This window comes from Arthrobacter sp. NPDC056886 (assembly GCF_042788715.1).
GTDB lineage: Bacteria > Actinomycetota > Actinomycetes > Actinomycetales > Micrococcaceae > Arthrobacter.
In genome coordinates this window covers 1-20,022 of the sequence record NZ_JBHUBT010000014.1, presented here as the reverse complement: position 1 = coordinate 20,022, position 20,022 = coordinate 1, and the positions used below count along the sequence as shown (strand labels likewise).

General features: G+C 67.3%; 16 protein-coding genes and 1 pseudogene. 12 read left to right on the top strand and 5 right to left on the bottom strand.

Annotated features, from left to right (window positions below):
• The first annotated feature begins 21 nt into the window (after nt 1-21).
• Nucleotides 22-1,953 carry an alpha-glucosidase gene (locus tag ACFRJ8_RS20705; protein WP_377988247.1) on the top strand — a complete coding sequence of 644 codons (1,932 nt, stop codon included), beginning with the start codon at nt 22-24 and terminating at the stop codon, nt 1,951-1,953.
• Nucleotides 1,954-2,257: 304 nt separating this feature from the next.
• Here ACFRJ8_RS20705 and ACFRJ8_RS20700 read toward each other — a convergent pair whose 3' ends face one another.
• Both ACFRJ8_RS20700 and ACFRJ8_RS20695 read right to left on the bottom strand, forming a co-directional pair.
• Nucleotides 2,258-3,055 carry an alpha/beta fold hydrolase gene (locus ACFRJ8_RS20700; protein WP_377988246.1) on the bottom strand — a complete coding sequence of 266 codons (798 nt, stop codon included), beginning with the start codon at nt 3,053-3,055 and terminating at the stop codon, nt 2,258-2,260.
• Between the two features lie 293 nt (nt 3,056-3,348).
• Nucleotides 3,349-4,239: a glycosidase gene (locus ACFRJ8_RS20695; RefSeq protein WP_377988245.1), complete on the bottom strand. Its 891-nt coding sequence runs from the start codon at nt 4,237-4,239 to the stop codon at nt 3,349-3,351.
• 564 nt (nt 4,240-4,803) lie between these two features.
• Between ACFRJ8_RS20695 and ACFRJ8_RS20690 the strand changes: the two genes are divergently transcribed.
• Entirely contained in the window at nt 4,804-5,631 is an 828-nt protein-coding gene (locus tag ACFRJ8_RS20690; RefSeq protein WP_377988244.1) for a type II CAAX prenyl endopeptidase Rce1 family protein, read from the top strand.
• A gap of 9 nt (nt 5,632-5,640) precedes the next feature.
• Entirely contained in the window at nt 5,641-6,258 is a 618-nt protein-coding gene (locus ACFRJ8_RS20685) for a hypothetical protein (RefSeq protein WP_377988243.1), read from the top strand.
• A gap of 108 nt (nt 6,259-6,366) precedes the next feature.
• Here ACFRJ8_RS20685 and ACFRJ8_RS20680 read toward each other — a convergent pair whose 3' ends face one another.
• A complete protein-coding gene (locus tag ACFRJ8_RS20680; RefSeq protein ID WP_377988242.1) occupies nt 6,367-8,103 on the bottom strand; it encodes a SulP family inorganic anion transporter in 1,737 nt (578 codons plus the stop codon).
• Between the two features lie 265 nt (nt 8,104-8,368).
• Between ACFRJ8_RS20680 and ACFRJ8_RS20675 the strand changes: the two genes are divergently transcribed.
• The gene (locus ACFRJ8_RS20675) at nt 8,369-9,343 is read left to right on the top strand and encodes an aldo/keto reductase (RefSeq protein ID WP_377988241.1); all 975 of its coding nucleotides are present in this window, start codon (nt 8,369-8,371) and stop codon (nt 9,341-9,343) included.
• Between the two features lie 57 nt (nt 9,344-9,400).
• On the opposite strand, the gene ACFRJ8_RS20670 is transcribed toward ACFRJ8_RS20675, so the two are convergent.
• On the bottom strand, nt 9,401-10,462 hold the full coding sequence (locus tag ACFRJ8_RS20670) for an adenosine deaminase (protein ID WP_377988240.1): 1,062 nt from the start codon (nt 10,460-10,462) through the stop codon (nt 9,401-9,403).
• Nucleotides 10,463-10,510: 48 nt separating this feature from the next.
• Here ACFRJ8_RS20670 and ACFRJ8_RS20665 point away from each other — a divergent pair, with 48 nt between their 5' ends.
• A complete protein-coding gene (locus ACFRJ8_RS20665) occupies nt 10,511-13,198 on the top strand; it encodes an ABC transporter (protein ID WP_377988239.1) in 2,688 nt (895 codons plus the stop codon).
• A gap of 333 nt (nt 13,199-13,531) precedes the next feature.
• The gene (locus tag ACFRJ8_RS20660) at nt 13,532-14,185 is read left to right on the top strand and encodes a transglycosylase family protein (protein WP_377988238.1); all 654 of its coding nucleotides are present in this window, start codon (nt 13,532-13,534) and stop codon (nt 14,183-14,185) included.
• 166 nt (nt 14,186-14,351) lie between these two features.
• On the opposite strand, the gene ACFRJ8_RS20655 is transcribed toward ACFRJ8_RS20660, so the two are convergent.
• Nucleotides 14,352-14,924 (bottom strand): hypothetical protein, encoded by a 573-nt coding sequence (locus ACFRJ8_RS20655; RefSeq protein WP_377988237.1) that lies wholly within the window; start codon nt 14,922-14,924, stop codon nt 14,352-14,354.
• A 145-nt stretch (nt 14,925-15,069) separates the two neighbouring features.
• On the opposite strand from ACFRJ8_RS20655, the gene ACFRJ8_RS20650 reads away from it, so the two are divergent.
• The 6 genes and pseudogenes from ACFRJ8_RS20650 to ACFRJ8_RS20625 all read left to right on the top strand — a co-directional run.
• Nucleotides 15,070-15,966, top strand: a complete 897-nt coding sequence (locus tag ACFRJ8_RS20650; protein WP_377988236.1) for an MSMEG_6728 family protein — start codon at nt 15,070-15,072, stop codon at nt 15,964-15,966.
• 377 nt (nt 15,967-16,343) lie between these two features.
• Entirely contained in the window at nt 16,344-17,273 is a 930-nt protein-coding gene (locus ACFRJ8_RS20645; protein ID WP_377988235.1) for an SDR family oxidoreductase, read from the top strand.
• Between the two features lie 38 nt (nt 17,274-17,311).
• The gene (locus ACFRJ8_RS20640) at nt 17,312-17,701 is read left to right on the top strand and encodes a DUF1622 domain-containing protein (RefSeq protein WP_377988234.1); all 390 of its coding nucleotides are present in this window, start codon (nt 17,312-17,314) and stop codon (nt 17,699-17,701) included.
• A 39-nt stretch (nt 17,702-17,740) separates the two neighbouring features.
• Nucleotides 17,741-18,529, top strand: a complete 789-nt coding sequence (locus ACFRJ8_RS20635) for an isocitrate lyase/phosphoenolpyruvate mutase family protein (protein WP_377988233.1) — start codon at nt 17,741-17,743, stop codon at nt 18,527-18,529.
• A gap of 89 nt (nt 18,530-18,618) precedes the next feature.
• Nucleotides 18,619-19,467, top strand: a complete 849-nt coding sequence (locus tag ACFRJ8_RS20630) for a YqjF family protein (protein ID WP_377988232.1) — start codon at nt 18,619-18,621, stop codon at nt 19,465-19,467.
• A gap of 317 nt (nt 19,468-19,784) precedes the next feature.
• Nucleotides 19,785-20,022, top strand: a pseudogene (locus ACFRJ8_RS20625) (hypothetical protein); the annotation flags it as partial.

Here is a 20,022-nt window from a genome sequence, read left to right as displayed (position 1 = left end):
ATGGACCAGCTGAGGAGTCCCATGACGGTCGAACAAGCCCCCGCGGAAACACCTAAGGCGACTGCCAGCGATTGGTTCCAGAGCGCCGTCGTCTATCAGATCTATCCGCGCAGCTTTGCCGACTCGAACGGCGACGGCATCGGGGACCTCCGCGGCATCATCAGCAAGCTGGACTACCTGCAGCGGCTGGGGGTCGACGTCGTCTGGCTCTCCCCGATCTACACCTCCCCGCAGGACGACAACGGCTATGACATCAGCGACTACCGCAACGTCGACCCGCTCTTCGGCACCCTGGACGAGCTCCGGGAACTGACCGACGGCCTACACACGCGCGGCATGAAGCTGGTGATGGACCTGGTGGTCAACCACACCTCGGACGAGCACCCCTGGTTCGTCGAATCCCGGTCCTCGAAACAGAACCCGAAGCGCGACTGGTACTGGTGGCGGCCGCCGCGGGAACCCGACGCCGGGGCCTCCCCAGGGCGCACCGCCGCGGAGCCGAACAACTGGGGCTCGGCGTTCTCCGGGCCCGCGTGGGAGTTCGACCAGGCCTCCGGGGAGTACTACCTGCACATCTTCTCCAAGAAGCAGCCGGACCTGAACTGGGAGAATCCCGAGGTCCGCGCCGCGGTCTACGAGATGATGAACTGGTGGCTGGACCGGGGCGTGGACGGCTTCCGGATGGACGTCATCAACTTCATCTCCAAGGACACCGCCCTCCCGGACGGGCCGGTGGCGGACGGCAAGCTCTTTGGCGACGGCAGCCCGTTCTACATCGACGGCCCGCGCATGCACGAGTTCCTGCAGGAGATGCACCGGGAAGTCTTCGCCGGCCGCACCGGCGAGCTGCTCACCGTCGCCGAAATGCCCGGCGTGAGCGTGGCAGACGCCGTCCTGTACACTGACCCCGCCCGAGCCGAGGTGGACATGGTCTTCCAGTTCGAGCACGTGGCCCTGGACCAGGAGGGCGGCGACAAATGGCGGCCCAAGAAGCTCCTGCTCACCGAGCTGAAGCAGACCCTGGGGCGCTGGCAGGACGGCCTGGCCCAGACCGGCTGGAACAGCCTGTACTGGGGCAACCACGACCAGGCCCGCGCCGTGTCTCGCTTCGGCGACGACAGCCCCCGCTACCGTGAACTCTCCGCCAAGATGCTCGCCGGCATCCTGCACCTGCACCGCGGCACGCCCTACGTCTACCAGGGCGAGGAACTGGGCATGACCAACATGAGCTTCGGCGCGATCAGCGACTACCGCGACATCGAGGTCCTCAACCACCACCGCGAAGCCACCACCCACCTCGGCCACACCGACGCCGAAGTCCTCGCCGCCCTCGCGCCGCTGAACCGGGACAACGCCCGCACCCCGGTCCAGTGGGACGCCTCCCGGCACGCCGGATTCACCACCGGCGCCCCCTGGATCGCGGTGAACCCGAATGCCAACCACATCAACGCCGCCGCCCAGGTGGACGACCCCGACTCGGTCTACAGCTTCTACCGCAAACTCATTGCGCTGCGCCACACCGAGCCGGTGGTCTCCCACGGGAACTTCACCATGCTCCTGCCCGACCACCCGCACATATACGCGTTCACCCGGGCGCTGGCCGGTTCTGACGGTTCCCCCGGCGCTCCCTCCGGCAGTCCTTCAGACAGCACGGAGCTTCTGGTTCTGGGCAACTTCTCCGGCGAGGAGCGGGCCGCGGAACTTGGGGACGAGACCTGGCATGACGCCGAACTGGTCTTGGGCAATTACCCGTCCGACGGCGGTTCGGCCGCAAGCGCCGTGCGGGACGGAGCCGACGGCGGCGCAGCCGCAAGTGCCGTGCGGGACGGAGCTGCCGACGGCGGTTCGGCAGCAAGCGCCGTTCGACGCGGCGCAGCCGGCGGCGCTGGCACGGGCACGATGCGCCTGCGGCCCTGGGAACTACGGGTCTTGCGCCGGCGCGGCCGCGCGTGATTGCCGTATCCGAAACACCAGCTGAGGAAGGAAGCCCGATATGACCATTCCGCCGCCCCCCGAACCCGATCCGTTTCCGCCGGAGCCGGGCCCCACGACGCCGCAGCCGGAGCCCCGGGACCCGTTCCCGCCTGAACCTGGCCCGGTCACGCCGCCGCCGGTTCCGGGGCCCGAGCCGGTACCAGGACCCGCACCCACACCGTCACCGGAACCGGGGCCGTTTCCGACGCCGCCCAGTCCCCTCCCGATTCCGGATCCCGGCCCGGTGCCGCCGCGGCCGGACCCCACCCGGTTCTAGCAGGCGTCAACCAGCGCTAACCCCGCGCAGGAACCGGCGTACCTCGGCGTTGAAGGCATCCGGTGCTTCGACGGCGCCCATGTGCCCGACGTCGGGAATCATCACGAGCGTCGAACCCGGGATCCGCCGGTTCATTTCGCGGGCCACGCTCAGCGGCGAGCGAACGTCTTCTGTGCCGTAGAGCAGCAGTGTGGGCACCGCGATGGTGGGCAGGACATCGCGATAGTCGGCATGTGCGTTCGCGTTCAACAGTGCCCGCATGCCGCTTGGATGGAAGTCGGCCATGATCGCGCTGGTTTCTTGCACCGCCGCCGGATCAGCACGGTCGGTGAACAAGGTTGGCAGCCACGCGGGGATGAACTGCTCCGGCGGCTGCTCGAGTTCGGCGAGCACCTGCGCGTAGCGGCGCTCCACTTCCTCGGGCGGCAGGGATCCCGCCCAGCCGGCATATGCCGAGGCCAGCAGCAGCGACGCCGGGACCGACGGGTATGCCCGGTAGAACTCCAGCGCAATCCCGGAGCCCATGGATAAGCCGAGGATGTGCGGCCTTACCGGCACCGCTTCCCGCAGAAATCCGGCCAGTGCGTCGGCCAGATCCTTTCCGGTGAAGTCCTGCGGGGGATCGTCCGAGCCGCCGCACCCGGGCGCATCCCAGGCGAAGACCGTGAATTCATCCGACAGCCCGTCGAGCTGCCGCCGCCAGATCCGGCTGTCTTCGTAGGCGCCATGCAACAGGACCAGCGGCGGACCCTGACCCGTGCGCTGGTACCGGATGCGCAGGCCCTCAACCTCGACGGTATCCATGAGGCAATGCTAGGTCGGACCGCGGTCCCCCGGGCGGGCTCAGGACGCGCAAACCCACTCCCCGACGCGCAAATGACCCTGCGCCACGCAAACCCACCCGGACGCTCAACCCACCGAGGACGCGCAAACCCACCCCCGACGCGCAAATGACCCTGCGCCACGCAAACCCACCCGGACGCCTAACCCGCCCGCGAGGCCCAAACCGACCCGCGACACGCAAATGACCCTGCGACACCCGAATTCGGGTGTCCCAGGGTCATTTGCGCGTCGTCAGGAATATTGGGTGTCGGTGCCTACGGCAGGACGATGTCCCGGGTGCGGTGATCGTACTGGATGACCAGGAGGCCGCCGCCGTGGTGGACCTCGTGGTTGGGTCCGTCGAAGACGCCGAACGCGCCGTAGTTCTCGTCCCAGGAGCGGTTCAGGGCGATCTTGAAGGTGTAGTAGCCGGCCGGGATGTCCGCGGCGATCTTCCAGAGCTGGTCCACCTGGTCCAGTTCCATCTGGGCTTCGTCATACTGCGGCGCCCAGTTGGCGGGCGCGCCGATCAGGACGTTGAAGTCACCGGCAACCGCGACGGCATCCGGCTGCTCGATGGTTTCGACGCTGACGGCCGGGGCCGTGGCGGGAGCTTCGGCTGACGCAGCCTTCGCCGCAGGGGCCTCGGCAGCAGGCTTGCGCTTCCGCACAGCCTTGGCCACAGGGGCCACGGCCTCCTCGATGAGCTTGGCGGCCTTGCCGGCAACCTTGGAAGTTTTCGACGGGGCTTCGTCGGCGACGGCGACCGGCTTTGCGGCCCTCACCGGCTTTACCGCGGGAGCAGAAGGCAGCGGGGTGCCGGCCGGAACCGCAGTGCCGGCGTCGAGCGCCGCAGCGAAGGCGGCAGGCTCGGCGAAAGCAACCGTGGCGCGCTGACCTTCATCGGTGATGGACCAGCCGGAGCGGCCCTTGACCAGCCAGCCGGCCTTGACCAGCTTGGAGGTGGCGGTGGTCAGCGTCTTGTGCCCGCGGGGAATGCCGCCGCTGAGGAGTTCGCTTTCGCGATCGTTGAGGGGCACCCGTGCGATTGCCTCGCCCAGAACGGCTCCGGCGTTCAGCTTCTCGCCAGTCCATACCTCCTCTGCCAAGACATCAAGCACGGCCTTGAGCCGAAGGTTGGTGTTTTCCGCGGTGTTCGCGCCCATGGGTCTCCTTTAGAAGCAATTGATCCACCTGCATTTTGCCAAGGAAAGGCTAGTTTTTGCGAGCGGATTCCGTTAACTCTATGTGTCGTGACCCACTATGACAGGGCTGAGCGGGGTACGCGAGGGTCAAACTCGCCGCTACCCGCGAGTAGCCCGGCGTCGGAGTACTCTTGGCCGCCATGCCCCGCCGGCAGTTCTGGAGCTGAGATTCCCCCTCGGGCAGCGCTGAATTCGGCAGGATCGGACCCCGGGCGCTGGATCCGGCAGCGGTGGATTCGGCGGTGCTGGATTCGGCACTACTGGGCCCGGGGCGCTATCCGGCGGTGCTGGATTCGCTAGTGCTGGATTCGACCGCGGTGGACCGGGTCGCTATCCGGCGGCGCTGAATTCGGTAGCGTCCGGAGCCCGGGGCGCCGGACCGGCAGAGCTGGATTCGGCAGTGCTGGATTCGGCAGTGCTGGACCCGCGGGCCCCTGCGGACGGACAATGAGCCGTATTCGTCCCTGTTCCTCAGGAGCCGTTCCTCAGGAGCCGTTCCTCAGGAGCCGTTCCACAGGAGCCGTCATGCCGAGATTCAAGGTCTGGCTGCAGCGTCACCGCCTCCCGGCGTTCTTTGTCCTGGCGTTCGCGATTTCCTGGTGCTCCTGGCCGCTCTATGCGGCCGGGCTGATGCCGCAGTTCGAATTCCTGCCGATCGGTCCGCTCGCCTCGGCGCTGATCATCATTGGCCTCGCCGAGGGAAAAGCCGGTTACCGGGCGTGGGGCCGGCGGCTGATCCGATGGCGTGTGGGCTGGATCTGGTACGCCGTGGCCCTCCTCCTCCCGGCGGTGATGGCGCTGATTACCGGATTCGCCACCATGGCCTTCGGCGCCCCTGCACCGGGGCTGGCAGAGGTGAGCTGGTCCGCGCTCTTGGCTGTCTTTGCCGTGCGGCTGGTCAATCCAATGGACGGACCCCTGGGCGAGGAGCCCGGTTTCCGCGGTTATGCCGTGCCACTGCTCCAGGCCCGGTGGAATCCGCTGCGGTCCGCGGCACTCCTCGGCGTCGTGGTGTCCCTCTGGCACCTTCCGATGGTCCTCTTCGGCCAGCTCAGCTTGATCGGGCTGCCCACCACCTTCGCCATCACCTTCCTCTACGTGTGGCTGTTCAACCGCACCGGCGGAAGCGTGTTGCTCACGTACCTCTTCCACAACAGCCAGGGCACGTTCACGGTTGGTTCCTTCGGTTTCTCCGGCGTGGCCGCTGAGCGGGCGGAACTCATCTACTTCGCCGTCGTGGTCCTCGCAGTCCTCACCACCGTTCTCCTGGACCGGGGCGCGTGGCGTGCGGCGCCTGCCTCCGCCATCGACTCAGTGCTGCTCCGCTCCGGATCAGATCCAGTCCCCCGCTAAGGAGGGATCATGTCCTCACCCCTGCCGTCCCATGCCGGGGCCATTGCCCTGGCCGCCGGCCTGGCCTTCGCCGCCGAGGACGTCTGGCGTATGCTCGCGGCCGACCACAGCCTCGAGCGAATAGAAATGATGCGGCAGACTCCGTTCCAGCTGGCCAACGCGTTCTACTTTGTGGTCTTCATCGGACTGATGCTCGCCTTGGTGGCCGTCTACATGAGGTACGCGGACAGCGCCGGTGGCTTCGGCGTCGTCGGCTTCTGCGCCGCCCTCATCGGCACCATGGACATGGCGGGGAACATGTGGTTCGACGGGTTTGCCGGTCCGTGGATTGCCGAAACCGCGCCCGACGCCATCCTCGCTGGCGGGTCCGGGATGCTGGTGGTCGGCGCACTCTCCAGCTACGTGCTGTTTGCGCTCGGCTGGATCATCTTCGGCATTGTGGGCTGGCGGACGCACATGTTCCCGGCGTGGGCCGGTGCGGCGTTCGTCGTCGCCGGGGCCCTGGGGTTCAACGTGGGCCTGCCGCCATACGGGATTCCTATCGGCCTGGCGATGGCCGCCCTGGGCTGGTGGATCATCCGCAGCGCGCGCGTGCCGGCCGAGCAGCGTCAGGAAGCTCGATCGTAGGCACCCTTTCCAAGTCACCGCTTCGACGCACCAGTTCAGGGGCCACCGCCTGTAGGCACCGCTTCAGGGCCACCGCCCCCACGTCCAGGACCTTTGTGCCCCAGCTGGTCAGTCCCCGGCACTCCATTCCGCGCCGGTCTGGGCGGAGTAGGCGGCGACAGCAGCGTCGATGGTGCGGTAGAAGTGCTGCGGTTCGATTTCGCGTGTCAGCTCGAATCGCTCCACCTTGGCCCGGACCCGGTGCTTGAGCTCCGCGAACACCAGCGAGGTTCCCTGCGCGTTCAACTCTTGGTCCAATTCGAGCAACATGTCCGCCGCGGTGGTGTCCACGTCAGTGATCGGTTCGGCCGCGATGAGGATCCACCGCGGACTGGGTTCGGCCCGCGCCAGCCGCCGGATGTTGTCCCGGAAGGTCGTGGCGTTGGCGAAGAACAATGGCGCGTCGAACCGGTAGATCACCAGGCCGGGCAGGTGCTTGGCATCCGGGTGGACGTTGATGTCGTGAAACCCCTCGAGGCCCGGAACCCGCCCGATCACGGTCTGGTAGGGCCACCAGGCCCGGCGGAAGACATTGAGGATGGACAGGCCCACCGCGATGCCGATGCCGGGCAGCACTCCCAGGAGCACCACGCCGAGGAAGGCCGCCATCGACAGGCCGAACTCGGTCCGGCTCTGGCGCCACAGGCGCACGGTGCCCGGAATGTCTGCGAGGGACACAGACGCGGTGATCACCACGGCCGCGAGGGCCGGCTGAGGCAGGTTCTTGAACATCCCGGGCAGCAGCACGAGCATGAGGACGATCAGCAGTGCGCCCGTCAGGCCGGTGAGCTGGGTCTTCGAGCCGGAGCGTTCTGCCACGGCCGTCCGGGAACCGCTGGTACTCACGGGGAAGCCTTGGAAGAAGCCCGCGGCCAGGTTCGCGGCACCGATTCCGATCATCTCCTGGTTGCCGCGGATCTCCTGGCCGGAGCGCGCGGCGAATGCCGTCGCCGTCGAAATCGTGTCCGTCAACGAGACCAGCGCAATTCCCAGGGCCCCGGCAAACATTAGCCCGACGTCTTGCAAAGAAACGTGCGGGATCGTGAACGGCGGGAAGCCCTGCGGGAGTTCCCCGACCAAGGAAACGCCCTTGTCGGCGAGGCCAAACACGGAGGTCGCTGCGATGGCGAGCACCACCATGACGAGCACGGCCGGAACCTTGGGCAGCCACCGTTGCAGCACCAGTATCAGCACGATTCCGGCGATGCCGACGGCTGCGGCGGCGATCACTGTTTCGCCGTTGGCCACGCCCTGGGCGAAGCCGACCAGGTCACCGATGAAGTTTTCGCTGTCCACCTTGAACCCGAAGAGCTTGGGGAGCTGGCCCACCAGGATGGTGATCGCGAGGCCGTTCATGTAACCGATCATCGTCGGTTTGGAGATGAGGTCTGCGATGAAGCCGAGCTTGGCGACCGAGGCCAGGATCATGATGACACCGACCATGAGCCCGAGCATCGATGCGAGCGCCACGGCCTTCTGTGGGTCCCCGCCGGATGCCACCAGCGGCAGGACCGTGGCCGCGATCATCGGGCCCAGTGATGAATCCGGCCCCAGGACAAGGATGCGGGACGGGCCGAAGATGGCGTAGGCCACCAGGCACAGGACGGTGGTGTACAGCCCGGTGATCGCCGGAAGTCCTGCCAGTTCCGCGTAGGCCATGCCTTGGGGCACTAGCAACGTTGCCAGGACGATTCCGGAGATGATGTCCTTGCCCAGCCAGTCCTTTTGATAGACCGCGACGACGTCCAGCCCAGGCATCACTTGACGCAGCGAGCCCTTTCGCCGCTGTCCGGTGGTGTTCGTCATATCTGCACTCTGCCGCTCGGCACGGCACGGCACATCCCCCGGCAAGGGTGAGCCGGGTGGCATCCCGGCAAGGGTGACCCGGGCGGCCCACCGCCGCCGGCGGGGCGGCTGGTGACCCCCGGCAACCCGGGGCAGCCTCCCGCCCGACCAACCGTTGTGCCCCCGGTCCGATGGGCCTAGAGTGGCGGTCTGCCAACTGCGTGCCGTCCCGCTACCCGATCAGGTGCCGGAGGCCGCCCCCACTGTTCTGATTCAGGAGATATCCATGGAATCCCGTACGCTCGGTTCGCTCACCGTTTCGGCCCTGGGATTGGGCTGCATGGGCATGAGCGAGTTTTACGGCCACGGCGAGGAAAACGAGTCCATCGCCACCATCCAGGCCTTCCTCGACGCCGGCGGAAGCCTGCTCGACACCGCGGACATCTACGGCCCGTTCACGAACGAAGTCCTCGTCGGCCGGGCCATTGCCGGGCGGCGGGACGACGTGGTCCTGGCCACCAAATTCGGCAACGAACGCCGGGCCGACGGATCCTGGGTGGGCATCAATGGCTCCCCGGACTATGTGCGCGCCGCGTGCGACGCGAGCCTGCAGCGGCTGGGCGTAGACCACATCGATCTGTACTACCAACACCGCGTGGACAAGACCGTCCCCATCGAGGAAACCGTCGGAGCCATGGCCGAGCTGGTGCAGGCAGGCAAGGTCCGGCACCTTGGCCTCTCGGAGGCCAGCGAAGACACCATACGCCGGGCCCACGCGGTCCACCCCATCACCGCCTTGCAGACTGAATACTCGCTGTGGGAACGCGAGCCGGAGACCAAGGTTCTTCCGGTCCTGGCCGAACTGGGCATCGGCTTTGTCCCCTACAGCCCGCTGGGCCGGGGCTTCCTGACCGGCCAATTCCGCAGCCCCGATGACTTTGCGACGGACGATTTCCGCCGGCACTCCCCGCGTTTCCAGGGCGAGAACTTTGCTCGAAATTTGCAGCTCGTGGATCGGGTCAAAGAGTTGGCGGACGCCAAGGGCTGCACCCCCGGGCAACTGGCACTGGCCTGGCTGCTGGCCCAAGGCGAGCACATAGTTCCCATCCCGGGCACCAAGAAGCGCGACCGTCTGCGGGAGAACCTGGGCGCTGCCGACGTCGAGCTCTCCCCCGCCGACCTTAACCGCCTGGACGAACTCGCTCCAGCCGGTGCGGCCGCCGGATCGCGATATCCGAACATGGGCACGATCGACGTCTAGGCTCGCGGCGGCTCCACCCACCACGCACCCCTTGGCGAGGCGGCCTTGCCTTGAAGCCTAGTGCCCCGACGCGGCCAGTTCCGCCAGCAGCTCGGCCTTGCGTTCCTCGCTGGCGAAGGACGAACGGATCGAGTTCGCCGCCATCCGGACGCAGTCGAACTCGGACAGGCCGATCACCGATTTCAGCTGCGCGAAGTTGTCGTCCACGTACCCACCGAAATACGCGGGATCGTCCGAGTTCACGCAGACGTTCAGCCCCGCCGCGAGCATGGCCGGCAGCGGGTGCTCAGCCAGGGTGTCCACCGCCCGGAGCCGGACGTTGGACAGCGGGCACACGGTCAGCGGCATGAGCTCGTCCACCAGCCGCTCTACGAGTTCCGGATCTTCCATGCACCGGATGCCGTGATCGATCCGCTCCACTTCGAGGATGTCCAGCGCGTCGGTGATGTACGACGGCGGGCCCTCCTCGCCGGCGTGCGCGATCCGGCGCAACCCGGCGTCCTTGGCCCGGGCGAAGAGCCGCTCAAACTTGGCCGGCGGGTTGCCTACCTCGGCGGAATCGAGCCCGATTCCGGCGATGGGGGCGTCCATGGCCAGCAGCTTCTCGAGTACTTCGAGGGCGGACTCCTCGCTGAGGTCGCGCAGGAAGGCTGCGATCAGGAGGGTGGAGATGCCGAACTCCTCCTGGGATCCGGCCAGCACCGAGGCCACTCCGTTGACGCATGTCTCCAGCGATATTCCGCGGGACAGGTGGGCCTGCGGGTCCAGCATGATCTCGGCATGCCTGACCCCGGCGAGCGCCGCCCGGGCCAGGTAGGCCCGGGTCATGTCGGCGAAGTCCTGCTCCGTCTGCAGCACGGCCATGTTGGCGTAGTACAGGTCCAAAAAGGACTGCAGGTCCGTGAACTCGTAGCGCGAGCGCAGTTCCTCCAGGTCCGCGTACGGCAGTTCGATCCCGTTGCGTTCCGCCAGCGCGAAGATCAACACCGGTTCCAGCGTGCCCTCAATATGCAGGTGCAGTTCCGCGACCGGGAGCGCGAGGGGTTCGCCGGCTTCCGGTTCTTCGGGTTCTTCGGGCTCTTTTTCCGTCAACCGAGTCTCGTCGTCGTACGTATCCATCCGGTAAGGATATGCCCGGCGCTGCCCTGAGCGGATAGAGTCGAACCAATGCAAAATACACAGCATGCTTCCCATTTGCCGCGCCCGGCCGACCGTGATCTCATCCCGGATCTGGTTCCCGGCAATCCGACGGACGGTTTTGTCCAGGTGCGCGGTGCCCGGGAGAACAACCTGCGCAACGTGGATGTGGACGTGCCCCGCGACGCGATCGTCGCCTTCACCGGCGTCTCAGGCTCGGGCAAGTCTTCCCTCGCCTTCGGCACCATCTATGCCGAGGCGCAGCGCCGCTACTTCGAATCCGTAGCCCCGTACGCCCGCCGGCTCATCCAGCAGGGGCACAACCCCAAGGTGGAAATGATCACCGGACTTCCGCCCGCCGTCGCGCTCCAGCAGCGTCGCGGGACGCCGAGTTCGCGCTCCACGGTGGGCACGCTCACCACGCTGTCCAACTCGCTGCGCATGCTCTTCTCCCGCGCCGGCAGCTATCCCGACGGCGCCGGGCAGTTGGACTCGGACGCATTTTCCCCGAACACGGCCGCCGGCGCCTGCCCCGAGTGCCACGGCCTGGGGATCGCGCACACCGTCACCGAGTCCTCCCTGGTCCCGGACACCTCGCTCAGCATCCGCGACGGCGCCATCGCCGCCTGGCCCGGGGCGTGGCAGGGCAAGAACCTGCGCGACATCCTGACCCACCTTGGCCACGACGTCGACACCCCCTGGCGGAAGCTACCCAGACAAGACCGAGACTGGATCCTGTTCACCGACGAACAGCCCGTGGTGGAAGTGACGCCCCAACGCGACCGCGTCGCCAAGCCGTACAAGGGCCGGTTCTGGAGCGCCAAGAGCTACGTGCTGCACACACTCGCCGATTCCAAGAGCACCACGATGCGCGACCGCGTGCTGCGCTTCATGGAAACCGGCCCGTGCCCGGTCTGCGGCGGCGCCGGCCTGACCCCGGCCGCACTCGCCGTCACCTTCGCCGGACGCACCATCGCCGAACTCAACGCCGTCCCCATGACGGAACTGGCGGGCATCATCCGGCCCACCACTGAGCTCACCGAGGCCGGGACCGCCTCCCGCAAGCAGTCCTCCGGCGAGGGCAACGAGGTGGCCGTCGCCATCACCCGCGACCTCCTGCAGCGCGTCACAGTGCTGCTGGACCTCGGCCTGGGCTACCTCGCGCTGGGCCGGTCCACCCCCACGCTCTCCCCCGGCGAAATGCAGCGGCTCCGGATCGCCACCCAGCTCCGCTCCGGCCTGTTCGGCGTGATCTACGTGCTGGACGAGCCCTCCGCCGGCCTGCACCCCGCCGACGCCGAGCCCCTCCTCGCGGTCCTGGACCAGCTCAAGTCCTCCGGCAACTCGGTGTTCGTGGTGGAGCACAACATGGACATCGTCCGGCACGCGGACTGGCTGGTGGATGTGGGTCCCCGCGCCGGTGAAGGCGGCGGCGAAGTGCTCTACAGCGGACCCGTCGCCGGCCTCGCCGGGGTGGATGCGTCCGTCACCCGGCCGTTCCTGTTTCCGAATGGCTCAGCCGGCCCTGCCGGACAGTCTGCCGGAAAGGCCGACGACGGCGGCGGTCGCCCAGCGGCCAGCCCTCGCCACGGCGCGGATGACGGCCGTCCCGCCATGACGGACTACGGCGGTGGTCCCGCCGCCAGCGGCACTCACCGGGAAGCTGCCGGCTGGCTGGAGCTGCGGGACATCAGCCGCCACAACCTGCGCGAACTCGACGCCGACTTCCCCCTCGGCGTCCTGACCGCCGTCACCGGCGTCTCCGGATCCGGCAAGTCGACGCTGGTCAGCCAGGTCCTGGCCGAAGTGGTCGGCGCCCGGCTGCACCCGGAATCCGGCGCCGAGGCGAACTCCGCTGGTGAGGACCTGGAGTCCCAGGCCGGCGAGTCCACCGGCCCGCTCAGCGTTGGACCGGTGTCGGGCCTGGGCCAGCTGGACCGGCTGGTCAAAGTGGACCAAAAGCCGATCGGCCGCACACCGCGGTCCAACCTCGCCACCTACACCGGCCTCTTCGACGCGGTCCGCAAGGAATTCGCAGCCACGGACGAGGCCAAGGCGCGGGGCTTCGGCGCCGGGCGCTTTTCCTTCAACGTTGCCGGCGGCCGCTGCGAGACCTGCCAGGGTGAGGGCTTCGTCGCCGTCGAACTGCTCTTCCTGCCCGGCAGCTACGGCCCCTGCCCCGAATGCCATGGCTCCCGCTACAACCCGGAAACCCTGGAGGTGACCTACCTCGGGAAAAACGTGGCGGAAGTGCTGGGCCTGACGGTCAACGCCGCAGCTGAGTTCCTCGAAGGGGTGCCGGCCGCGGCGCGCAGCCTGCAAACGCTGCGAGAGGTAGGCCTGGGCTATCTCCGGCTCGGCCAGCCGGCCACCGAACTCTCCGGCGGCGAGGCCCAGCGCATCAAGCTCGCCACCGAACTGCAGCGCGCCCAGCGTGGCCACTCCCTCTATCTGCTGGACGAGCCCACCACCGGGCTGCACCCGGCAGATGTTCAGCTCCTCATGGCCCAGCTGCACCGGCTGGTGGATGCAGGCAACACCGTCATTGTGGTGGAACACGACATGGACGTGGTGGCCGCAGCGGACTGGGTGATCGACCTCGGCCCGGCAGGTGGCGACGCGGGTGGCCAAATCGTGGCGATCGGGACGCCCGCCGCCGTCGCGACGTCCAAGAACAGCCGGACAGCTCCGTACCTGGCCGCGACGCTCGGGGGCTGATTCCCACTGACATATTCGCGAGCATCCGCGCGAGGCGGGCAGCGCGACGCGGGCACGACAAGGCGCGCCGCGGCGACATTAGGCCGCGACGAGATGGGATGACCAGATGATAACGGCAGAAACGGCAAAAATAACGTCTTGATAACGGGCCGGGACTGACTTAGCCTAGTGTTCAATGCCCGGCAACCGGGCAGCGCATGCCCGGTGCTACCACCACCAGATACTGCCCGACCGGTAGACACCGTATATGACCTCTATTGTCAGGGGCGGGCAGTGGCGCGAGAACGTCCGGGGACGGACCGAGCGCTGGTGGCCCTCAGGAGCATCTCAACCATGAAGAAATCCACCTACGGCACTGCCGCGCGCCGCGGCATCACTCTGGCTGCTGTTTCGATCGCAGCCGTTGCACTCTCCGCAACGTCCGCAAACGCTGCGGTTCCGGCGCACACCACCGCCTCCGTCTGGGATTCCCTTGCCCAGTGCGAAAGCAGCGGCAACTGGTCCACCAACACAGGAAACGGCTACGCGGGTGGCCTGCAATTCAGCCAGTCGACGTGGGCGGCCCACGGCGGCTCGGGGTCCGCGGCGAACGCGAGCCGTGAGCAGCAGATCGCCGTCGCACAGAAAGTGCAGGCCAGCCAGGGTTGGGGCGCCTGGCCGGCCTGCGCCGCGAAACTGGGCCTGAGCGGCGGGGCCGTGGCTCCGCAGAGCGCTCCCACATCACACCGGACCGCCGCGGTTGCCGTCCCGGCCAAGGTGCCGGTTCGGCACGCGGCCCCCAAGGCAGCCGTCCCCGCACCCCGCCATGTTGCACCGGTGCAAGTGAGTGGCCAGACCCACACCATCCGGAGCGGCGAAACCCTGAGCACAATCGCCGAGAAACTCAACATCGCCGGGGGCTGGCGCTCGCTGGCCGACGCGAACACGGCAACCATCAGCAACCCCCACCTAGTGTTCCCGGGCCAGGTGCTGCAGCTTCCCCGTTAGGGCCACTTGGCAAGGCACCGCTTGTTACGGGCCCTGCTGGCTAGGGCACGGGCCCGTTGACAGCACGACGCCGGAGCGATCCCGCAAGGGGACGCTCCGGCGTCGTCGTGCTTGAGTGAGCCGTGCAGCTCAGGTGAGCTGTGCAGCTCAGGTGACCTGTGCGGGCTCAGGCGGCCTGCGGGATCTCGCGGACTATCTGCAGTTTCCACGCGGAGTCGTCGCTGGTGTCCAACAGGGCAACGGTGCCCATGGCCAAGTGCAGCGCCACCCGCTTCGCGGCGAGAAGCTCAAGGTAGAGGTTTTCATTTACCCGGGCAGGGGCGTCAATGACGTACTTCACGGCGTCGCGGACCTTGCGGTAATTGTCGCTCCGCTCACGGTGCAGATGCAGTTCGAGCATGCGGCGCTGCCGGATCCGCGGCTCGTGACGGTTCAGCCAGGACACTGCGGCGTGGACTGCAACTACTAGGGTCAGTGAGACCGCGTAGATCCACCAGCCCGTGTTGAGCAGAAAGAGGGGCAGGTTGGCGATCGCCACAACGGCGATGCAGAGGCGCAGCGCCACTATCCGCCGCATGGTCAGCGCGAAGGATGCCATTGCGGCACGGAACCCGTGCTGTTCCTTACGGGCTGCCACCGGGTCGAGAATGACTTCCTCGAGCACCAAAATGCCGTTCGCTTCCGGGCCGAGCAGTTGACCGTATTTCGGTACAAACGGCGCAACAGGGGCTGGATTCATGGCGTGTCCTCCGGGCGGCATTGATGGGGTCCTGCTATATTACGCTCCTTCGTAATGAGCTGTCTGCTTCATTCCAAAATGTGAACATGCGCACGCGTGGTCCTGTGCAATTGGTGGTTTGATCATGTGGCCTCAAACTGGAGAGATGCAGACTTTCCTCCCCTTCCCCGATTTCCAGCAGAGCGCCGCGGCTTTAGACCGCGTGCGGCTCGGCAAGCAGCGCGTTGAGTCGCTGCAAATCCTGCGTGCGCTGGTGATCCCGGAGTACGGCTGGCAATCGCACCCGGCTGTCCGGATGTGGATGGGGTACGTTCCCGCGCTGACCATGTACGGCCTGGCCATGGTGGATGAGTGGACGGCCCGCGGCGGCGAAGACACCACGCGCGAGAAGATCATGGAGTTCGCCCCGCAGGCGGCCCACCCCGACTACGCTGCCAAGATCCCGATGCCGCCGTGGCTGGGCAACGCGGATTTCCACCTCAGCCACCGGTCCCGGCTGATCGCCAAGGACCCGCGGTTCTACACGAAGGTCTTCCCCGGCACGGACCCGGACCTGGAGTACGTCTGGCCCGAACCGAAGCACGAGCTTGTGCCCGAGGATCCTGCCGGGGAACGCATGTGGGTACTGCGCCTGCCGCTCGGCGACACCGATCCCGAGCAGCTGAAGACTGTCAGCCTGCCGCCGGTCGGCCGCGGCAAGGCCCCCGCGGAAGATGACTACCAGTTCGTCTACGCCGAATCAGGCTCCCGCCGTCCGGGCAAGGTGCGCAAGCTGCCGCCGAAGCAGCTCGTCAAGAAGCCCACCCGCAAGCGCCAGCAGCAGGAAGAGGCGTTCACCACTCTTCCCGGCAACTCCGTGGTTGCCATCCCGGTCAACGGCGGCAGCTCCTTCGCCGTCGGCAAGGTGGTGGGCCGTCCGATCACCGTTGAGGGCCACTTCGCCCGCAACTTCGAGGTGGACGAGATCGTGGACCGCTCCGTCTTCGATTACCCCGCATTGATGCAGGACCCCCGGGCCTTCTTCCCGATTCCGGCGCGGTAGCCGGACAACGCCGGCACGTCCGACGTCGGGCACCCCGCCTGCGCGGGTCCGGCGTCGGGCGTCCCGCCTGGGCGGGTCCGGCGTCGGACACGGGTTCGACGTCGGACTCTCCCCAGCCGAGCGGCAGTGGTCCGGCCGGCTAGCAGGTGACAGTGCGCTCCAGCGGCGCTCCGGTCCACGAGCCGCATTGGATTCTCCGTTTCGTGGAGCCGGCCGTAACTGGCCGGGCGACGTATGTTGTGTCCGCCAGCCCCCTGGCTGACTGTTACAACGATGCCCGGTCTCCTTCAAGGCAAGGCTTCAGCGGTCGACAAGATCAGTTCAAGATTTTCTCAAGCCTGTCCGCGGGGCTTCCCGAAGGCTGGCAGACTGGCCTCATGACTGTTCTGCTGGCCGGTTGCGGCGACCTGGGCACCGAGGCCGGGCTGCGTTTCGCGGCAGCAGGCCACCGCGTAGTGGGATGGCGCCGGTCGCCTGAGAAGCTTCCGGCTGCCATCGATGGGGTCGTCGCTGACCTGAGCTCCCACGAGCTGCCGCCCATCCCGGCGGAAACCACCGCCGTCGTTGTTGCGATTGCCGCGGATTCCCCGACGGAAGGTGCCTACCGGACCGCCTACGTGGACGGGCTCTCGAACGTGCTGGACGCAGTCCTGGCGTCCGGCGCAGGCGTCCGCCGGATCCTGTTTGTGTCCTCGACCGCCGTCTACGGCGACGCCGGCGGCGGCTGGATTGATGAACGCACGACGCCGGAACCCGGCGGGTTCTCGGGCCGCATCATCCGCGAAGCAGAGGAACTTCTCCACAGCCGCCTGCGCGGCACCGGCATCACCCCGGTTGTGCTGCGGCTGGGCGGGATCTACGGCCCAGGCCGGACGCGACTGATCGACCAGGTGCGCAGCGGAACCGCGGTCATTCCGGCAGCGTCGCGCTTCACCAACCGTATCCACCGCGACGACGCGGCCGGCGCAATCGTCCATCTGTGCACCATGGACGCGGTTCCTGCGCCTGTCTATCTGGGCGTGGACAACGAACCGGCCGAGCTGGGCGACGTGCTGGGCTTCCTGGCCGCTGAACTGGGACTCCCCCGGCCGGCGTCGGAGTCCGGGGGTGCGGCGGGCGGCGGTTCGGCGTCGGCGGGCGGCGGCGCTTCGGCGTCGGCGCGTACAGCGGGCGGCGAGCCGTCTCGAGGCGGAAATAAGCGAGCTAGCAACGGGTTGCTCCGCAGCACCGGATTCGAGTTTCAGTACCCAAGTTTCCGGGAAGGCTACCGGGCCGTGCTCGCCGGCGTCGGCGTCCGGCACCCGTAAGGTTTGAATCTCACTGCCCACCTTCTCCGAGGGGAACCATGGATCTTCAGCACATTATCGAGGCGGCGGGCCGCGTCATGGACTTCGCCGGCGTGGCCGTCATGGTGATCGGCGCCCTCGTGTCCATTCCCATGGCGCTGCGGGGATTCCAGCCCAGGCGCCTGCCCTCGGAATCCGAACCGCTCTCCGTCTACCGCTCCTACCGGCAACTGCTGGGTCGCTCCATCCTCCTCGGCCTGGAACTGCTGGTCGCGGCCGACATCATCCGTTCGGTCGCCGTCACACCGACTTTCGAGGGCGTCGGCGTGCTGGCCATTATTGTCCTGATCCGGACCTTCCTGAGCTTCTCCCTCGAGCTGGAAATCACCGGACGCTGGCCCTGGCAGACGCAGCGCGGAGGCGCCTCGGCACAGTCGGCGGCCGGCTGAACCCTTCCTGGTGTTGAGGCGTCCGGTTAGGCTCGGGGCATGACAGACTACGCGCGTTCTCTTGCGTCCAAAGCCACCGAACTGCTCCGTCTCCACCAGGCCCCGGAGATCCTCCAGGTCATCAACGTCTGGGATGCGGTCACCGCGAAAGTGGTCGGCGATATTCCTGGCACCAAGGCGTTGGCCACCGCCAGCCACTCCATTGCGGCGTCCCGCGGCTATGAAGACGGTGAGAAAATCCCCGTGGACGAGATGATCGCCGCCGTCGGGGTGATTGCGGCGGCTACGTCGCTGCCCGTCAGCGCCGATCTCGAGGCAGGCTACGGGAACCCCGGGGAGACGGTGCGCAAGGCGATTGGCGCCGGCGCCGTCGGCGCCAACATCGAGGACCAGATGCGCCCGCTGGCCGATGCCGTTGAACAGATGAGCGCTGCAATGCGCGCAGCCAAGGCCGAGGGCATTGACTTCGTCCTGAACGCCCGCACCGACGCCTTCTTGAAGGGCAAGGACCGCGACCCGGCCGCGGTATTGGCCGATGCCATTGAGCGCGGCCGCGCCTTCCTTGATGTCGGGGCAGCCACGGTGTTCGTGCCGGGCCTCCTGGACGAGGCTACTGTCACCGCGTTGGTAGAAGGAATTGGCTGGAATAAGGTGTCGGTCATCAATGTGCCCGGATCCTTGGCCCCGGCCAAATTGCAGGAACTTGGCGTTGCGCGCATTTCCTACGGCCCGTGGACCCAGCGCGTGGCGCTGACGGCGTTGGCCGACGCGACGGCGGCACTCCTGGCCGGCGGGGCGCTGCCGGAAGACACCCGGGCACTGAACTGACCTTCGTCCGTGTCCCGAGCATTCCTGCCATGCCGAGCTTTGCCTGCTTATGTCGACCTATGCCCATTTATGTCGACCGAAGAGAGCTGATGCGATTGGGCGTAGATCCTTGGCCGGAGGCACCCAGGCTTCCGGCGCCGATCGTCATGGAGCAGCACTGGCTGGACGCGGTCTTCCTGCACTGGCGCATCCCCGAGGCAGCATCGGCGTCGTTCATGCCGCCGGGCGTCGCGCCGGACGTCTTCGACGGATCCGCCTGGGTAGGGCTAATCGGCTTCCGCATGCAGCGTGCCGGGCTTGGCCGCGGTCCTGGCGTCCCCTATTTTGGAAGCTTCAACGAGATCAATGTGCGCCTCTACTCCCGTGAGCCGGACGGTACCCGTGGCGTAGTTTTCCGCAGCCTGGATGCGTCACGCTTGGCGGTGGTGCTGGCCGCGCGGGCGGCCGGGATTCCCTATGTGTGGTCGCGGGCGAGCTTCACGGGCACGGATGCCTCACACCCCTTACGTTCGACCGCCTGCTCGGGGCGCCGCTTCCGGGTCGGCACGGCAGCCGGGGCAGGTGCGAGCGCCGGCAAGGCTGATGCTGCCGCCGTCGGCGCGGAGGGTCCGAGCACCGGATATTCGGTGCGGCGGTTCCGGGGCGGCGCCCGGAGTGATTTCGCCGTCGTCCCCGAGTTCGACGTCGAAGCGACCGACCCGCTGTCGGTTCACCTGACGGCCCGGTTCGGTCTGCATTCCCGGTACAGGGGCAGGACGCTTTACATTCCCAACACGCATTCCGCGTGGCCTCTGTACCCGGCGCGACTGACCCGCTTTGAGGACCGACTGATGCCTGCTGCGGGAATCGAGATCACGGGGCCACCCGAATCTGTTCTCTTCTCTCCCGGTGTCCGCACGCAGTTTGGCCGGCCACGGGTCCTCAACCACACGACGTGAAAGCCGCCTGATCGCTCGCCGACCCGGCAACTGGCGCCGCGGCGTCAGCGAGTGGGCACGGCCGGTGCTCGCAAAATTGTCGCAGCCCTTCAGTAGGCTCAAGTCATGGAAGCCGCCAGGTGTTTCATTGCTTGCGAGACCGAGGGGCGGGGCACGGACCCGGCCCGGCCGTCCGGTGTGGACGCCGGCTTAGACCTGTTCCAGCCCGTGAGTGTGACCGCGCTGGACCGGAACCGGTCCGACGCCGCCAGTGCGGTGTCCTTTGGACGCGCTTGGCTCGTCCTTAGAAAGTCAGCCCCCCGGAGCAGAGTGTAGCTATGGAAGCCGTCAGGGATTTCATTGCTTGCGAGGTCACGGACCGGGGCCCAGCCCCGGTCCAGCAACCCGGCGTGGACGGGGTTGACGGCGTTGCCGGCGTGGACGCTGCGCTGGCTGCGCTGCAGGCGGTGAGCGCGGCGGTGGTGGAGGACGCGGGATCGTGGGGACTCCAGGCCGCGTCGGACTTCGCCGGACGGATGGAGGAATTCTCGCGCACCGTGGAGTATCTGCAGCTGG